The sequence below is a fragment of the Psychrobacter immobilis genome (genome assembly GCF_904846235.1).
GTDB lineage: Bacteria > Pseudomonadota > Gammaproteobacteria > Pseudomonadales > Moraxellaceae > Psychrobacter > Psychrobacter immobilis_C.
The window spans coordinates 79,148-95,905 of record NZ_CAJGZN010000010.1; the positions used below are offsets into that span (position 1 = coordinate 79,148).

A 16,758-nucleotide genomic window follows, 5' to 3' on the forward strand; every position below is an offset into this window, starting at 1 on the left:
AGTGACAGTTAATGTCTAGTGCGCCTCATCCCAGTTTTGACCACTATCAGTCTCGACCAATAATGGCACTGCAAAGTCGACATTCCAGCCTTTTTCTACTGCTGTAGTCGTCAAGACATCTTGCATAGCGTCAGTAATCAGCTGGCTAACTTCGCCTACTTTATCGACATCTACTTCGAACACCAATTCATCGTGAACCTGTAGCAGCATTTTGGCTTGTTCTTTTGGCAGCACTTTATCAACGGCAATCATAGCAAGCTTGATTAAATCAGCAGCAGAGCCTTGTAGTGGGGCGTTAATCGCCGCGCGCTCAGCACCTTGCTTGACCATACGATTACTGTGATTGATATCAGGCGTATAGAGCTTACGGCCCAATATCGTCTCGACATAACCTTGCTCATAGGCGCTTGCACGCGTATTGATCATATAGTTTTTGACTCCTGGATAACGCTCAAAGTACATATCGATATAGTTTTGTGCCTCGCCGCGGCTCATCTGTAGCTGCTTGGCAAGTCCAAAGGCACTCATCCCGTATAGTAGACCAAAGTTAATGGCTTTAGCATTACGACGCTCGGTTGAGGTGACGTCTGCGACATCCTTACCAAGTACTTCGGCAGCGGTGGCCGCGTGAATATCTAACCCTTCGTTAAAGGCATGAGTTAGGTTTTTATCACCTGAGAAATGCGCCATCAAACGCAATTCAATTTGTGAATAATCCGCAGCCAAAATAACGCGACCTTCCGGTGCGATAAAGGCTTGACGAATTAAGCGACCAGTCGCAGTACGAATTGGGATATTTTGCAAGTTAGGATCTGTCGATGACAAACGCCCAGTGCTCGTTAATGCCTGATGGTAGCTAGTATGTACGCGATCGGTTTCGCTATCTGCGACATTATCTAGCGCATCAGTATAAGTGCTCTTAAGCTTAGACAGTCCGCGATATTCCAAGGTAATGTCGACCAATGGATGATCGATTTTTGATAGTACCGCCTCACCAGTCGAGTATTGACCGGACTTGGTTTTTTTGCCGCCAGCGACGCCTAGCTTTTCAAACAGCATCTCACCGAGCTGCTTAGGAGAGCCTAAGTTAAATTCTTCACCTGCCACTTCATAAGCGCGTTTTTCTAGGGCGATAATTTCTTCATCAAAGCGTTTTGATAGCTCGTTTAAGAATGAACGTTTAATCAAAATACCATGCGCTTCCATTTGGCAAAGTATCTCTGCCGTTGGAATCTCTAGCTCGTGTAGTAATTTGGCATTATTGGCATCGTTAGCCAGCTCAACGCTGAACACGTCAAATAATTGATAGGTGATGTCGGCATCTTCACAAGCATAGTCGCTTGCGATATCGATAGCCACTTGGTCAAAGGTAACTTGTTTAGCGCCTTTACCTGCCACATCTTCAAAGCTAATGGTTTGCGTTTGCAGATAATGACGTGCCAAATCATCCATACCGTGGCGAGTAGCTGCCGCATTGATGACATAGCTGGCAAGCATGGTATCCATCGCCCAGTTATTTGGCTGCTCATGTATGGCGCCGATTAGATCGATATCGTAGTGAGCGAGGATGTGTGCATCATACTTTAGATGCTGACCGATTTTACCAATACTTGGATTCTCTAAGACAGGTTTTAAGCGAGCTAATACCGTATCACGATCAAGCTGCTTGGCAGTTAGCTCATCACCTTCTAGGCTATGCGTAAGTGGAATGTAATAGGCTTCGTGTGCTTGCAACGCGAAAGATAAACCGACAATTTGTGCGTCACGCCAATGAACGCTAGTGGTTTCGGTATCAATGACAAAGTGCGGAGCAGCTTCTAATAGTTCGATCAAGCTATCAAACGCTGGCTGGTCGAGTACAGTGTGCCACGCTTTATCATGGTTAGTACTGTCTTTGATGTTGTCGCTCTTGGTTGATTGGAGTGATTTTGCCACCTGTGCCTGTGACTCAGTATTGGCTTGGCTATCAGCAACACTTTTCGAACCATTGGCAGGATGATTTGGATGATCAAGCGATGCCAGCTCATTTCTAAACTCAAGCTCGGTATATAGGGCGCGAAGCTCCTCTATATGCGCAAAAGGGTCGGTATTTATTTTTAAGTCGTTCCAGTCTTGGCCGATTTCCAAATTGGTGACGATGGTAGCAAGCTTTCTATTAAAAGGAATGTCATCGGCATGTTCAATCAAGCCTTTAGCACCGCGACCTTTGATAAAGCCAATGTGCTTTAACATATTAGCAATATCACCGTACTCAACCAGCAAGTCTTTGGCGGTCTTTTTACCGATGCCAGGTACACCTTTGATACCGTCAGAGGCATCACCCATGAGCGTCAAAAAATCAATCATTTGGTTTGGGTTAATGCCGAACTTATCGATCACCGCTGGTGTATCCGTGACTTTACCAGTAAAGCTGTCTTCTAAGATGACGCAATCATTGACCAACTGCATCATGTCTTTATCGCCCGTTGAGATGACCACATGGTGACCTTGCTCGACGGCACGATAGGCAAGTGTACCGATGATATCATCGGCCTCTGCACCCTCGATACGTAATAGCGGAATACCCAAGGCGCTGACCAAACGATGAATATAAGGAATTTGCTCTACCAGCTCTATATCGATAGGCGGACGAGCGGCCTTATAGTCAGGCGACATATGATGGCGAAAAGTCGGTGACTTTGTATCGAAGCAGACGGCCATATGAGTAGGGTGATAGCGACGCATCAGCTTGAGTAGTGCGTTGAGTGTACCGCGTATCGCATTGGTGATTAGACCCTGCGAGTTTTGCATGGTTTTTGGCAAGGCGTGATAAGTGCGGAACAGATAATAGGAGCCATCAACCAAAATAAAAGGCGGCTGATCTTTGTCTACATGACTGGTATCCATCAGCGCCACATTAGGCATGGTATCGAAGTTCGGTAGTGCTTTGGGGTCAAGCGCTTGGTGAGAGTTGTGGTCGTTATCGGTGGTATTGTCAGCTATGTCATCAGTCATAAAAGTCACTTATCAGCTATTAGATAAAAATATATACGCTTATTATAACGATAAAATTAGCGCATGCCGAACTGCTTAACCGTTACGAGATGTTGTAACGATAATCTTTTTCACCAAGATTTCAAACAAAAAAAGAACCCAGACTAACTGGGTTCTTTTATAATTAATATATTTTTCATTATTAGTTGATAATGGATCTCATAATACGTTATTTTACTTCTGAAGAGACTTCAACATCGATATTACCACGTGTGGCTTTAGAATATGGGCATACTTGATGCGCTTTTTCAACTAACTGTTGAAACTCATCCGCTGACAAGTCTGTATTTTCACCAATGACATGAATTTTGGCTGCAAGCTTATATTCGTGGCCTTCGCCTTGTAGTAAATCTACTTCTATTGAAGTAGTCGAGTCAAATTTTGCCTTTTCCATCTGTTTGACTGCACCAAGTGCACTATCAAAGCAGGCGCTGTAGCCCATAGCAAAAAGTTGTTCTGGATTATTACCTTCTTTTCCGGAGCCTGGTGGTACCATGTTGATGCTAAGATCGTTATCGTTCAAGCTGACTGAACCTGCTCGGCCGCCCACGACAGTTGCTTTGGTAGAATATAGAGATTTCATGACACATCCTTTGTTGTGAGTTTTTATGTTTATATTTGAGTGGTAAATCTTAATATGAAACTTAGCATAACAAATCGCTCACGCAGCTCAGTGCATAGAGAGTAAATATATACTGCTAGTTTGTAAATGAGATTTCGGGCTCAGTTTTATTCGTTTTTAGATTTACAATCTTATCGTACAGTTGTCAAAGAGGTACAATAGCGGTAATGAGCCATATATACGTTATCAGTACGGATAATAGAAATCTGAATCATAAGGACATTGTTTGATGAATAGATGGATTGCGATACCTAGTGTTTGTTTTTTGACGACGCTTGCTTTGATAGGGTGCGAGGAAGAAGACGGCGCTTATGGAACGGCTAGTAGCGAGATTACATTGACAAGCTTTGCTAATAGTTATGATAGCAAAGCCAATGCTACGGCAATTGCGCGAATTGATGAAACGTATCGTACTGGTGCGCGCGAGATCAAAACAGCCAATCTCATCAACAGTTATAGCAACCAAAGCCTGAATGATTTAGACAGAACCGTGCTGGCAGATGACTTCGAGGGTCGACTTGAAAATAAAGACATCGAGGTTAATAATCGGACGGTCAAACGCCCCATCTATGAAAAAAACACCAACAACCAGCTAGACTACCAAACCACTTATAAGATGCTTAACTTATCAGGGCTGCGTGCTAACAGCTATGTTGCTAGTACAAACGTGAACAATAGATACGGTATTATTACCGACTTAAATAATTATTCTGAAATTCCGACCAATGTTGCTTTTCCTGAAGGGTCGGTTTGTTATATCCCTGTAATAACCAGTGAGCGCTCGTTTTTGGCATTTAATGATAAAAACAAGACTGGTTACGCCTCAATAGAAAGATGGATTGAAGTGGCCAAAACTCGCTTTAGTGCAGATAGAGATCATAGAACCTCTCAGTTCGGAGTTGGCATAGGGAATCAGCAACAAGCCGCGCAAGTTATGTTTTTCGAATACGATGAACAGCCTGCTTATGAATATAGCGGTGTTGAGTACGAAAAGGACGTCTATGAAGCAAACTATGTCGCCAAAGGTAGCACCGACCCGAACACAGACAGTCGTTTTGACGTAGTTGATTGTACAATCGTCAATGAGGTAGCTGGCGACTTCTTAGCTGAGCAAATAGAACGCTACTACTGAGATGAATTGATGGCTATTAGTCGTGCTACTCAAGCAGGATGATCGCAATTAAAAAGCCCAAAAACACGCTTCGTTTAAATAACGGGGCGTGTTTTTTATACGCTAATTCTGCACCCTGATGCTAAATCCGCTACAATACGCCCATTATTTATTTTATTTATTTAGAGTCACTTCTAAATCACATAACTGTTGAAGCTGAAAATTATGAGCGTAGATCCAAAGAAATTAAACAAAGAAGTTGCTAAGCGCCGCACCTTTGCCATTATCTCGCATCCCGATGCTGGTAAGACCACCATGACCGAAAAACTCCTGTTGTGGGGTCAAGCGATTCAGGTGGTGGGCGAAGTAAAAGGCCGTAAGACAGATCGTCATGCAACTTCAGATTGGATGAGCATGGAGCAAGAGCGTGGTATCTCGATTACGACGTCTGTCATGCAGTTTCCGTATAAAGACCATATGGTCAACCTACTAGATACCCCAGGTCACGCCGACTTTAGTGAAGATACTTACCGTACTTTGACCGCAGTGGATAGTGCGCTGATGATGGTAGATGGTGCAAAAGGTGTCGAAGAACGAACCATCAAGCTGATGGAAGTGTGTCGTATGCGCGATACGCCTATCATCTCATTCGTCAACAAGCTAGATCGTCAGATTCGTGAGCCACTTGAGTTACTTAGCGAAATCGAAGCCGTTCTAAAAATCAAATGTATCCCAGTGACTTGGCCTATCGGTATGGGTCAAGACTTCATCGGTGTCTATCATTTGACTGAAAATAAAACTTACTTTTATGAGAAAGGTAATGGCGGCAAGATGACGGTCTCTGAGACTCGTGAAGGCTACGATTATCCAGATATCCGTGAGCGTCTAGGACAGCTAATGTTTGACGCTTTCGAAGAGTCGCTTGAGCTGGTACAGATGGCGCTAGAAGAGTTCAGTGTTGAAGCGTTTTTGGCTGGCGAGATGACGCCAGTATTGTTTGGCACAGCATTGGGTAACTTTGGGGTAAACATGGTACTTGATACCTTGGTCAAATATGCACCGCCACCAAAAGCCCATCCAACGACTGAGCGTGAAGTATCAGCCACCGAGACAGATTTTACAGGCTTCGTCTTTAAAATTCAGGCCAATATGGATCCACGTCATCGTGACCGTATTGCGTTCTTGCGAGTGTGCTCTGGTAAGTACGAGAAGGGTATGAAAATGAAACATGTGCGTCTGGGGAAAGACGTACGTATTGCTGATGCTTTGACCTTTTTAGCAGGTGACCGTGAGGCGTTAGAAGAAGCCTATCCAGGTGATATCATTGGTTTGCATAACCATGGCACCATCTCTATTGGTGACAGTTTCACTGAAGGCGAGGAGTTGAGCTTTACGGGTATTCCGCATTTTGCCCCTGAATTGTTCCGCCGTGTGGTATTAAAAGATCCGCTCAAATCAAAAGCTCTGCAAAAAGGTCTTCAACAATTAAGTGAAGAGGGCGCAACGCAGGTGTTTATGCCGCAGATTAATAATGATTTGGTTTTGGGTGCAGTCGGTGTCCTACAGTTTGAAGTGGTCGCGCATCGTCTAAAAGAAGAGTACAAAGTTCAATGTACCTTTGAGCCAGTATCGATAGCTACGGTACGCTGGGTTCATTGCGATGATGAAGTAGCATTGGCGAAGTTCAAGAAAAAAGCCCATGACCAATTATCAATAGATGGTGGTGGTTATTTAACGTACCTTGCACCGTCACGTGTCAATCTACAGCTAATGCAAGACCGCTATCCAGAAGTGACTTTTAGTAGCACTCGCGAACATTAAATTTATTTATACGCTTATATCGTTTATTGATTAAGACACGCCAGCCGTGTCTTTTTTATTGCCTGTATTTACGATTTAAGTAGTAAGAGTCAGATAATCGTTCGCTTACATCACCTCAAAAACGTGAACAGTCTTCCTACAATACATTGCAATTGTTACGGTAGAATATTGAATGACATTTTATATTTGTAGAAGAGGACATATGCACACTACGACTCAAACTGATGATAAATCTATATCGGCTGATCTATTTTCGATAAAAGTAAGCCAGAGACGTTCAATTGCTATGTTGACTGGCAGCTTACTGTTAAGTGCCGTTAGCATGTCGGTAAATGCAGGAAGTTTTATTAGCAGCACGGAATATCTACCGTATCAACTACCCAGTAATATACAAGAGACGTGTGACAAGCGTGATAATTGTCCAGAGATTGAAGTTAAATATCTCAAAAGCAGTCAAAACTGGATAGATGAGATTGCCAATGCCCGTATCGATAATATGGTCGTTAATAGTCAGATGACAGAGTCAGCACCTATCAAGGGTAAAAGCAGCAAGAAGGAAGTTACGGCTGCTCTTGATAGCTTTGTGAATTCGCAATTTCAAGATATGCCTGATGATGTGTCGTGGGGTTATAATCTGATGGTAGCGCCCAATTATCTAGGTCATGTCGATGACTTTGAACTGTTTGAGATTAGCTCTTATGTCTATACGGGCGGTGCACACGGCATGCCTTATAGCGAGTACCTAGTATTTGACCCAAGTACCAAAAAGCAAGTCACGCTTGACGACATGCTTATCTCAGGTAAAAAACCTCGTTTTGAGGCGCTTGCCTATGATGCTTATAAAACGTGGGTTAAAACGGTTGCCGAAGACGTGAGCAGTTATGAGAAAAACTGGCCATTTACGTTGAGCGATAATGTGACCTTGACTGATACAGGCGTTAGCATTCGTTACCAGCATTATTCTATCGGTCCATACGCTTACGGTATGCCTGTCCTTAATATCCCCTATAGCAAGCTTGATAAAGTTATAAAACCTCGCTTTATACCAAAGTAAATACTGTACAGTGTTTGAGGAAAGTACTTAATAAACCGTGCTAGGCAAATATTATTAAAAAAATAGCGACAATACTTATCATAAATTGGCAGTAATATTTTAGAGTTATTATTTTTAGCATCATTGGATATTCAATAGAAAAATAAGGAGTTATAACATGACAAACGAGACAGACAGTATGAATACGGCAGCAAGTACAACTTGGCAGCTGAATGCATTGACGGAAGCATTAGGTGACCTGACACTGACGGTTAGTGATAGCTTATCTATAGGTCGTGGTAGTGACAACGACGTAGTGCTAGGTAGCAAGCAGGTTTCTCGCAACCATGCAGTGCTCAGTGTGCTAGATGGTCAGCTGTACGTAAAAGACTTAGATTCTTCTAATGGCACGTTTATCAATGAGCAACGTATTGCAGGTAATGAATCTAGTCATCTAAAAGCAGACGATACGCTTGGCTTTGCAAGTTTTAGCTTTCAAGTACAGGCATCTGCTGCGCCAGTGACCACAGAGGAGTTAGTAGCAGACACACATGAGAATGCTGACACGGCTACTGTGCTAGAAACTCCTGCCAGTGAGCCTGTGACCGAAGAGCAAGTAGTTGAGGAAAGCGTTCTTGAGGAAGAGCCGATCATAGAGCAAACAGTTAATGAGCCAGTGATCAAAGAGACTGGCATCGAAGAAATGTTACCTGCTACAGATGATACTGTACCTGTAGAGCCTTTACCTGCAGATGCCGGCTCAGATATGACCGAAGAATCAGTAACCCCTACGCACGAAACCATTGAACCAGTTGTTGAAGAACCAGCTGTTGAAGAACCAGCTGTTGAAGAGCTAGCTACTGAAGAAGCCGTTGCTACAGAGCCAGTTGTCAAAAAAACAGGGATTGATGAAGTACTGTCTGACGCGGATGTGGCATCGCCTACGCCAGTAGAAGAAACGCCAGTTGCCACAGAGGTAGTAACTGACACATCTGTACCAATAACAACTGAAACAGAAGCTGGGACGACTACAGAGCCATCACAGGCAGCATCTACTGATAGCGCGCCAGTGGTAGAAAAGCAGCCAGCAGTGCATGAAGAATCAGTAATGCGTGAAGAGCCAGCAGTCCAAGACGAACACGACAAAACGACAAAAACAGAGTTACAAGAAGAAGCTGACCCTGAAGTTTTAAAAGCCAAACAAGCAGCTAGCGCCCAGTTTTCAGGCACAGCTAATTTAGGGCAGCCGCGCGATCTTGGTACCGAAGGCAATAATGCGATGGATCAAGAAATCAGCAATCCTGCTCATGCAGGTCATGTAGAGAAAAAAGCGAGCGGCGGCTGGTTTATATGGGTATTTGTGACCATTCTAATTATCGGTTTGGCCTTATGGTTGTTTAATATGGGCGGTGCATAATTCAACTCTACACTCGGTCTTTGTCGTGATTTTTGATAGAGAGCCTTATTGTGCTTACCGTTTTTTAAACAAATGACTCATTATAGCGTCGATATTTTAGCGAATATTGGCGCTATATTTTTAGAGTAGCTTATAGTTTATTATTGCCTATAAGGTGCTAAGAGAGCGCTATTATGATGACTTTTGAAGAATACCAAGCCTTTAAAGATAGAGGTTTTAGTCACGCACCGCTAGTAAAAAAGCGTCTGATGGATGCGCAGACTCCTGTATCTGTATTCTCCAAAGTGCGTGATCTAAACGGCTCTGCCTATTTGTTTGAGTCTGTGGTAGGCGGTGAGCGCTGGGCACGATACTCCATGATTGGATTGGGTAGTGATCTGATTTTGCAGTACGCTGATGGCAATATGACGACCAAACGAAATGATCATATCGATACAGAATCAGTAGAGAATCCCTTTGATTACCTGCGTGAGCTGATGGCACAATATCATATGCCAACCGCTGAAGATGTGCCGACCATGCCGAGCTTTAGCGGCGGTCTAGTCGGTTACTTTGGATACGATATGGTACGTGTTATTGAGCCAAGTGTCGGCTTATCTGATGCGCCCAACCCAATGTCGATGCCAGATATGTGGCTGATGCTTTCGATGAGCGTGATTGTATTTGATAATTTAGAGAATACGCTATCAATCATCGTCTATGCTGATTGCCAGTCTGAGGATGGCTACAGTTCAGCTATCCGTGAGCTAGAACAAATCGAAGAAAAGCTAGCAGAGCCATCCAATTTGCGCGCACCTGTAATGCCTACGCCTAAATTTATATCGCAAACAGGTGCCGAAAAATACTGTAGCGATGTCAATAAAATAAAGGATTACATTGCCGCAGGTGACGTCATGCAGGTAGTGCCAGCGCAGCGCTTGACAGCGGACTATACAGGCGACTCTCTAGCCGTCTATCGTGCGCTTCGCTACCTTAATCCGTCGCCTTATCTGTTCTTGGTGCATGGCTATACACTCGATGATCACAAACGCTTTGATATTATCGGTGCTTCTCCTGAAATCTTATCTCGTATCGAAAATGGCAAGGTGACGGTAAGACCGCTGGCAGGGACACGGCAACGTGGCCAAGATGAGGCTGAAGACCTAGCGCTTGAGCAAGAGCTGCTCAATGATGAGAAGGAAACAGCCGAGCATTTGATGCTCATTGATTTGGGTCGCAATGATATTGGCCGCGTTTGCGAGTATGGCAGTGTCAAAGTCACAGAAAAGATGTTTATAGAGCGCTACTCACAAGTGATGCATATCGCATCTAATGTTGAGGGTACGATACGAGCTGACAAAGATGCACTAGATGTGTTTTGTGCCACTTTCCCAGCTGGTACGCTATCGGGTGCACCTAAAATCCGCGCTATGCAAATCATCGATGAGATAGAACCGGTGCGTCGAACGGTGTTTGGCGGTTCAGTAGGTTATTTAGGTTGGAATGGTAATATGGACACGGCCATTGCTATCCGTACTGCGGTGATGCGCCGTGGTGAGATACATATTCAAGCTGGAGCAGGAGTCGTCGCTGATTCTGTACCAGAAAAAGAATGGGATGAAACCAATAAAAAAGCATTAGCACTAATAAAAGCGGTAGAAATGGCCTGTAACGGCTTGCGCATTCGCTAATTAAATAGCCAGTGATATGGCAAAAATAAAGGCTGCAAGCAAAAAGCCAATTTATTGCCATATTTTTATTTATAAAAAAACTAGTTTAATCAGTGACTTAAATATTTATATCAAATTAATTTAAAAAAAAGATGAAAAAGTACTTGCGCATCTCAAAAAATTTGATAGAATAGCCACCACTTTAAGAGAACAAGCCGACTTAGCTCAGTTGGTAGAGCAACTGACTTGTAATCAGTAGGTCGCCAGTTCGATCCCGGCAGTCGGCACCATCTCTCTTAAAGTAGCTTTTTATGAATTTGTCTTAAATGTAAGTCATTTTTGTTCAAAGCAACCTAAGGTGGGGTTGGGGAGCGGTCAAACCCAACAGACTGTAAATCTGTCGCGAAAGCTTCGAAGGTTCGAATCCTTCCCCCACCACCATATTTTCTAAAGTTTGTCATAGCGCCAAGCATACTCTCTATATCTCATAACTCTCGATTAGAGTTATCCTGAATAAGAGTAAATGCGGGTGTGGTATAATGGTAACACCTTAGCCTTCCAAGCTAATGACGCGGGTTCGATTCCCGCCACCCGCTCCATATATACACCATCGCAAAGCACAACAATAAATCATCACGAGAGTCAGTAATTATTGCTGCATCGTGATATTTTTTTTAGTGCAACTCAAAGGTTTTAACATACGCTCATATAGCTCAGCGGTAGAGCACTCCCTTGGTAAGGGAGAGGTCTCGAGTTCAATTCTCGATATGAGCTCCATTTATTGTTTATACCTTTTATGCTTGTTTTGCTATTTATATAACTTTGCGTCGATATCGAAATTATAGAATATTGAAATATATAACAGTAGTGCGGTAGACAATGATTCAAAGGTGACACTGAGGTGTTGCCTTTTAGTGCTGTCAGTATATTAATAAATATTGGTTTTGATGGTCTTATATATAGAAGACTAAAACTAATAGGTCAGTATGCAGACATTCATACATTATTTTTTGCACTTTGGTTTCCCTCTTTTTATCGCGATTGCGTTTTTTAGAAAAGAGTGGAAAAAAGCATATCTAATTTTGCTTGCAACCATGTTGGTTGATATAGACCATCTGGTAGCACACCCAATATTTCAGGCAAATAGATGTAGCATTAATTTTCATCCGTTACATACTTATTATGCGATGCTAGTGTATTTTGTTTTACTCTTTCTTCGTAAGCCTTTTAATATCATTGGAATTGGATTGCTGTTCCATATGTTAACGGATTTTACGGATTGTTTGATGATGTCGGTCAGCTAATATCGCGACCTTGCATATCAAGATAATTATACGGTTATAAGAAAGGTTATAATCAATCGAGCTTTATATCTAATAGTTAGAGAGAAGTTGATTTCGATTGAGAGATGTATGACTATTTAAGACAAGTCAGCGTATAATAACGGATACAAGAATTAGTTCGGAGCATTGTTTAAGCAGTGGTTCGTGCGGTTGATAGCTAGGTTTATGATGATTTAATTCTATTATGAGCCATTAAACAGCTTTTTATTGATCATTCACCAAAAAAAGAGGAAATACCCATGGCAAAGGCCAAGTTTGAACGTAACAAGCCACACGTCAACGTCGGTACAATCGGACACGTTGACCATGGTAAAACAACCCTTACCGCTGCAATCGCAACCGTAGCTGCAATCACCTCTGGTGGCGAAGCCAAAGACTACGCGTCTATTGACTCAGCACCAGAAGAAAAAGCACGTGGTATCACCATCAACACCTCACACGTAGAATATGACACAGACAGCCGTCACTACGCACACGTAGATTGCCCAGGTCACGCCGATTATGTTAAAAACATGATCACTGGTGCGGCACAGATGGACGGCGCAATCCTAGTCGTATCTGCAACTGACGGCCCAATGCCACAGACTCGTGAGCACATCTTGCTTTCACGTCAGGTTGGCGTACCGTACATCATCGTATTCATGAACAAATGTGACATGGTTGATGACGAAGAATTGTTAGAGCTAGTAGAAATGGAAGTTCGTGAATTATTGAACGACTATGACTTCCCAGGCGATGACACTCCTATCGTTAAAGGTTCTGCTACTGAAGCCCTAAAAGGCTCAGAAGAAAAATACGGCCAACCAGCTGTTGTAGAACTACTAAACGTACTAGACACTTACATCCCAGAGCCAGAGCGTGACATCGACAAAGCATTCCTAATGCCAATCGAAGACGTATTCTCAATCTCAGGTCGTGGTACTGTAGTAACAGGCCGTGTTGAATCTGGTATCGTTAAAGTTGGCGACGAGATCGAAATCGTTGGTATCCGTGACACTCAAAAAACCACCTGTACTGGTGTAGAGATGTTCCGTAAACTGCTTGACGAAGGTCGTGCAGGCGAAAACTGTGGCGTACTACTACGTGGTACTAAGCGTGAAGACGTACAACGTGGCCAAGTACTAGCTAAGCCAGGTTCAATCACTCCTCACACCAAATTTGACGCTGAAGTATATGTATTGTCAAAAGAAGAGGGTGGTCGTCACACACCATTCCTAAACGGCTATCGTCCACAGTTCTACTTCCGTACTACTGACGTAACTGGCGCAATCCAATTACAAGACGGTACTGAAATGGTAATGCCTGGTGATAACGTTGAGATGGGCGTAGAGCTTATCCACCCAATCGCTATGGACAAAGGTCTTCGCTTCGCAATTCGTGAAGGCGGCCGTACTGTAGGCGCTGGTGTTGTTGCTAACGTATTGAACTAAGACTTAAGTCTCAGTAATGAGCTTATGAATTAGTCATAAAAAAGGCCATCCTATCTAGGGTGGCTTTTTTTTATGATAAAGAATAAATAATGTATTCACTTACTTATATAATCTAAGTACAACCAAATGATGAGACTAATTAAATGAAAGGAACATCATGTTTGCGATAGAAGTATTACCAACGAATGCATTAAATTCCGAAAACGTTATTCAAACTGTTGCCAATATAGAAGCAATGGTGCAACCAGATGATGCTTGGAACCAGAAAACATTGGTTGAGTTGCTTGAGCAGGACAGTATTCGTCTGCTGATTGCTTACGATCAAGCCAAAGAAGAGAGCGTCTCTCATCGTGAGATAGTTGGCTATTGCTTATATCAAATGACTTTTGAGCAAGCAGAAGTGTTGCGTATCGGAACTGATCCAGAGCACCAACGAAAAGGCATTGCTTCGCAGGTATTGAATAGGCTGCATGAGCTGTTACAGCTCAATCAGGTCGAAAGTCTTTTGTTAGAAGTACGTGCCGATAATACAGCGGCGATAGCGTTATACGAGCAACAGGCATTCAATATTATTCATAAGCGTAAAGGATATTATAAAATGCCACATAAACCAGCAGTCGATGCATTAATCATGCAGCATACTTATATTTAATGAAGTGAGTAAAGCTTAGGGCATGTCCTCAATTCAAACGAGTGTCCTCTAAATGGGCTAAAAATAGCTAAATTTTGCCAAACATCGTCAAATAGTTGGTCAATATCTCGATATTATCTGCACTATTTTCCTCGTTTGACGGCAATTTATCTCATTTTTATCACCATTTTTAAAATGAGGACACGCCCTAATAAAAAATAAGTGATTATGATAAAGGTGGCTATAGCAGCTACGATATAAGAGCAGCATTAACTAAGGTTTAAGTTTTATTGCAAAGGAATTTTCTTTTTACAGACTTCCACATCAAGCTGATAATCACTATCTGCTTTCATTCGACCTAAAATATCCAAGCGTTCGCTCAGTAGCTCCACCATTATGCTGATATTGGCTTGCTGTTTTTTGACTTGTTCTAATTTTTGCTGAGTGAGTATGAGCTGCGAATCAATATCCAAATGACCATCATAATAATCATTTAGACTGTTTTTGATTTCGGTAAGAGTAAAGCCAATAGCTTGCGCGCTTTTGATTAGTTCTATGCGTTCGATACATTCTGGATGAAATTCGGTATATAAACGTGAGCCTGCCTGACGCTTGCGAGATTTTAGTAGGCCTAATTGCTCGTAATGGCGAACCGTATCTTTGGTCGTATTGGCCTTTGCTGCTAGCTCACCAATCAATAGAAACGATGTATCAAGTGCCATAATAACCTCTTATTTTTTTCGCTATGATAATCATAACTCTAGTTGCCACGGCGATTCGCTATCCAGTAGCGATACGGATAACGGTTTATGAGAGTGCTTTTGCCATGGCACAGACTGGCTGCCTATCAAGTTGTCTAACTGAGCTAGGAAATCAGCACGCGGTAAAGTAGTCGCACCTAAGCTCATCAAATGATCGTTCGGTAACTGACAGTCGACGAGTGCGACATTACTTTGTTCACACAGGCGCATCAGACCCCAAAACGCTAGCTTTGACGCATTAGATGCTCGGTGAAACATTGATTCGCCAAAATAGATGCCGTTTATCTTTAACCCGTATAATCCGCCAATCAGTTGACCTGCCTCGTCCCAAACTTCAATGCTATGAGCAAAGCCTTGCGCATGCATTTTGGTATAAGCTTCGATCATCTCATCATGAATCCAAGTATGCTCACCTTCAGGCTGATTGTCATTAAGTCTATCGCTACGTGGTAAGCTACAGGAATGTATGACATCGTCAAAAGCTTGATTAAGCGTCACTTGCCAACGTTCGCGATTTGCTTGCTTACGTAGAGACTTACTCGGTTGATAGGCAGATGGGACAATCACGCAACGCGGCTCAGGACACCACCAAGCAATAGGCTCATCTTCATTAAACCAAGGAAATAGCCCCTGAGCGTAGGCTGATATCAGCGTTTCAGGCGCTAAATCACCCCCCATGGCGACGATACCAATACCATCAGGATCTATAGAAATAGGATCGGGAAAGTCATAACGCCCAAGACTTTTTAAAGTCTCAGGCGTAATGTGTTTAGCGTGCTGTTGAGTAAAGTTGCCCATTTAGGCTTCTTTATCTGCAGTTAAGGTTGAATCGTAAGTGTGATCACGAGCGACGGTTTCGCCCAGTGCATCCAAGTACTTTTCAGCATCCAGCGCAGCCATACAGCCTGTACCAGCAGAAGTGATGGCTTGACGGTAGACGTGATCGGCTACGTCACCTGCGGCAAACACACCTTCGATACTGGTCTGAGTGGCATTACCATTCAAGCCACTATTAACGATCAGGTAGCCATCCTTCATGTCTAATTGACCTTTGAACAAGTCAGTGTTTGGCTTATGACCAATAGCGACAAACATACCCATTGTATCTAATTGTTTGGTGCTGCCATCAATCATCGATTCGATGACGACGCCATTGACGCCCATATCATCACCGACCACTTCTTTTACTTGATGGTTCCATTCGATTTTGACATTACCATTTTTAGCTTTTTCAAATAGCTTGTCTTGCAGAATTTTTTCAGAGCGTAGGCTGTCACGGCGATGCACTAAGGTCACTTCAGACGCAATATTAGATAAGTACAAAGCTTCCTCAACCGCTGTATTACCACCACCAATCACCGCAACTTTTTGGTTTTTATAGAAGAAACCATCACAAGTGGCACAGGCTGATACACCAAGCCCTCTGAACTTAGTCTCTGATTCTAGTCCCAAGTACTGTGCAGAGGCACCAGTTGAGATAATGAGCGCATCACAAGTATAGCTACCGTTGTTACCTGTCAATTGAAAAGGACGCTCGTTTAGGTTTACTTCGTTGATATGATCGTAGACCAATTCAGTACCGAAACGCTCAGCATGCGCTTTCATCCGTTCCATTAATGCAGGACCTGTCAAATCATGTGCATCGCCTGGCCAGTTGTCGACTTCGGTAGTGGTGGTTAATTGTCCACCGACTTCCATACCAGTGACCATAACTGGCTTAAGATTAGCGCGTGCTGCATAAACTGCGGCAGAGTAGCCAGCAGGGCCTGAGCCTAAAATAATGAGCTTTTCGTGACGTGGAGCAGTAGTGTCAGTTGCCATGAGTTGTTCCTTGCTAAATATACGAATTAAAAATGTAAGTTATAAATATAATAAAAGAGGAATATCAAAAATGACTACGAATATGC

General features: G+C 43.0%; 13 protein-coding genes and 4 tRNA genes. 12 read left to right on the forward strand and 5 right to left on the reverse strand.

What is annotated here, in order from left to right:
- Positions 1 to 15 precede the first annotated feature (15 nt).
- The gene (polA, locus tag JMX07_RS08395) at positions 16 to 2,994 is read right to left on the reverse strand and encodes a DNA polymerase I (RefSeq protein ID WP_201607388.1); all 2,979 of its coding nucleotides are present in this window, start codon (positions 2,992 to 2,994) and stop codon (positions 16 to 18) included.
- Positions 2,995 to 3,202: 208 nt separating this feature from the next.
- Complete coding sequence (locus JMX07_RS08400; RefSeq protein WP_201607389.1) at positions 3,203 to 3,616, reverse strand: organic hydroperoxide resistance protein; 414 nt, start codon at positions 3,614 to 3,616, stop codon at positions 3,203 to 3,205.
- Positions 3,617 to 3,884: 268 nt separating this feature from the next.
- Here JMX07_RS08400 and JMX07_RS08405 point away from each other — a divergent pair, with 268 nt between their 5' ends.
- The 12 genes from JMX07_RS08405 to rimI all read left to right on the forward strand — a co-directional run bounded on the left by JMX07_RS08405 (position 3,885) and on the right by rimI (position 14,111).
- The gene (locus tag JMX07_RS08405; RefSeq protein ID WP_201607390.1) at positions 3,885 to 4,787 is read left to right on the forward strand and encodes a hypothetical protein; all 903 of its coding nucleotides are present in this window, start codon (positions 3,885 to 3,887) and stop codon (positions 4,785 to 4,787) included.
- Positions 4,788 to 4,991: 204 nt separating this feature from the next.
- The gene (locus JMX07_RS08410) at positions 4,992 to 6,587 is read left to right on the forward strand and encodes a peptide chain release factor 3 (RefSeq protein WP_201607391.1); all 1,596 of its coding nucleotides are present in this window, start codon (positions 4,992 to 4,994) and stop codon (positions 6,585 to 6,587) included.
- Positions 6,588 to 6,789: 202 nt separating this feature from the next.
- Complete coding sequence (locus tag JMX07_RS08415; RefSeq protein ID WP_201607392.1) at positions 6,790 to 7,641, forward strand: RsiV family protein; 852 nt, start codon at positions 6,790 to 6,792, stop codon at positions 7,639 to 7,641.
- A gap of 157 nt (positions 7,642 to 7,798) precedes the next feature.
- The gene (locus JMX07_RS08420; RefSeq protein WP_201607394.1) at positions 7,799 to 9,037 is read left to right on the forward strand and encodes an FHA domain-containing protein; all 1,239 of its coding nucleotides are present in this window, start codon (positions 7,799 to 7,801) and stop codon (positions 9,035 to 9,037) included.
- A 173-nt stretch (positions 9,038 to 9,210) separates the two neighbouring features.
- On the forward strand, positions 9,211 to 10,707 hold the full coding sequence (gene trpE, locus JMX07_RS08425) for an anthranilate synthase component I (protein WP_201607396.1): 1,497 nt from the start codon (positions 9,211 to 9,213) through the stop codon (positions 10,705 to 10,707).
- A gap of 193 nt (positions 10,708 to 10,900) precedes the next feature.
- A tRNA-Thr gene (locus JMX07_RS08430) sits at positions 10,901 to 10,976 on the forward strand.
- A 67-nt stretch (positions 10,977 to 11,043) separates the two neighbouring features.
- Positions 11,044 to 11,127 (forward strand) — tRNA-Tyr (locus JMX07_RS08435).
- Between the two features lie 84 nt (positions 11,128 to 11,211).
- Positions 11,212 to 11,285, forward strand: a tRNA-Gly gene (locus tag JMX07_RS08440).
- 103 nt (positions 11,286 to 11,388) lie between these two features.
- Positions 11,389 to 11,463, forward strand: a tRNA-Thr gene (locus tag JMX07_RS08445).
- Positions 11,464 to 11,672: 209 nt separating this feature from the next.
- Positions 11,673 to 11,990, forward strand: coding sequence for a DUF6122 family protein (locus tag JMX07_RS13600; protein ID WP_227684726.1), 318 nt, complete (start codon positions 11,673 to 11,675; stop codon positions 11,988 to 11,990).
- A 278-nt stretch (positions 11,991 to 12,268) separates the two neighbouring features.
- Positions 12,269 to 13,459, forward strand: coding sequence for an elongation factor Tu (gene tuf / locus JMX07_RS08450; protein ID WP_057758488.1), 1,191 nt, complete (start codon positions 12,269 to 12,271; stop codon positions 13,457 to 13,459).
- Positions 13,460 to 13,616: 157 nt separating this feature from the next.
- Positions 13,617 to 14,111 (forward strand): ribosomal protein S18-alanine N-acetyltransferase, encoded by a 495-nt coding sequence (rimI, locus tag JMX07_RS08455; protein WP_165598440.1) that lies wholly within the window; start codon positions 13,617 to 13,619, stop codon positions 14,109 to 14,111.
- A 266-nt stretch (positions 14,112 to 14,377) separates the two neighbouring features.
- Here rimI and JMX07_RS08460 read toward each other — a convergent pair whose 3' ends face one another.
- Genes JMX07_RS08460 through trxB form a run of 3 tightly spaced genes read right to left on the reverse strand, consistent with a single transcriptional unit; the run spans position 14,378 to position 16,672 of the window.
- On the reverse strand, positions 14,378 to 14,812 hold the full coding sequence (locus tag JMX07_RS08460) for a MerR family transcriptional regulator (protein ID WP_102078510.1): 435 nt from the start codon (positions 14,810 to 14,812) through the stop codon (positions 14,378 to 14,380).
- Between the two features lie 30 nt (positions 14,813 to 14,842).
- Positions 14,843 to 15,649 carry a leucyl/phenylalanyl-tRNA--protein transferase gene (aat, locus tag JMX07_RS08465; protein WP_201607398.1) on the reverse strand — a complete coding sequence of 269 codons (807 nt, stop codon included), beginning with the start codon at positions 15,647 to 15,649 and terminating at the stop codon, positions 14,843 to 14,845.
- Entirely contained in the window at positions 15,650 to 16,672 is a 1,023-nt protein-coding gene (gene trxB / locus JMX07_RS08470; protein WP_057758497.1) for a thioredoxin-disulfide reductase, read from the reverse strand.
- Between the last annotated feature and the right edge of the window lie 86 nt (positions 16,673 to 16,758).

Excerpts from the sequence above, each read along its gene's own strand:
- JMX07_RS08405 (WP_201607390.1), top strand. The coding sequence starts at position 3,885 with ATGAATAGATGGATTGCGATACCTAGTGTTTGTTTTTTGACGACGCTT.
- rimI (WP_165598440.1), top strand. The coding sequence starts at position 13,617 with ATGTTTGCGATAGAAGTATTACCAACGAATGCATTAAATTCCGAAAAC.
- JMX07_RS08460 (WP_102078510.1), bottom strand. The coding sequence starts at position 14,812 with ATGGCACTTGATACATCGTTTCTATTGATTGGTGAGCTAGCAGCAAAG.
- tuf (WP_057758488.1), top strand. The coding sequence starts at position 12,269 with ATGGCAAAGGCCAAGTTTGAACGTAACAAGCCACACGTCAACGTCGGT.
- JMX07_RS08415 (WP_201607392.1), top strand. The coding sequence starts at position 6,790 with ATGCACACTACGACTCAAACTGATGATAAATCTATATCGGCTGATCTA.
- trxB (WP_057758497.1), bottom strand. The coding sequence starts at position 16,672 with ATGGCAACTGACACTACTGCTCCACGTCACGAAAAGCTCATTATTTTA.
- polA (WP_201607388.1), bottom strand. The coding sequence starts at position 2,994 with ATGACTGATGACATAGCTGACAATACCACCGATAACGACCACAACTCT.
- JMX07_RS08420 (WP_201607394.1), top strand. The coding sequence starts at position 7,799 with ATGACAAACGAGACAGACAGTATGAATACGGCAGCAAGTACAACTTGG.
- aat (WP_201607398.1), bottom strand. The coding sequence starts at position 15,649 with ATGGGCAACTTTACTCAACAGCACGCTAAACACATTACGCCTGAGACT.
- JMX07_RS08400 (WP_201607389.1), bottom strand. The coding sequence starts at position 3,616 with ATGAAATCTCTATATTCTACCAAAGCAACTGTCGTGGGCGGCCGAGCA.
- JMX07_RS13600 (WP_227684726.1), top strand. The coding sequence starts at position 11,673 with ATGCAGACATTCATACATTATTTTTTGCACTTTGGTTTCCCTCTTTTT.
- JMX07_RS08410 (WP_201607391.1), top strand. The coding sequence starts at position 4,992 with ATGAGCGTAGATCCAAAGAAATTAAACAAAGAAGTTGCTAAGCGCCGC.
- trpE (WP_201607396.1), top strand. The coding sequence starts at position 9,211 with ATGATGACTTTTGAAGAATACCAAGCCTTTAAAGATAGAGGTTTTAGT.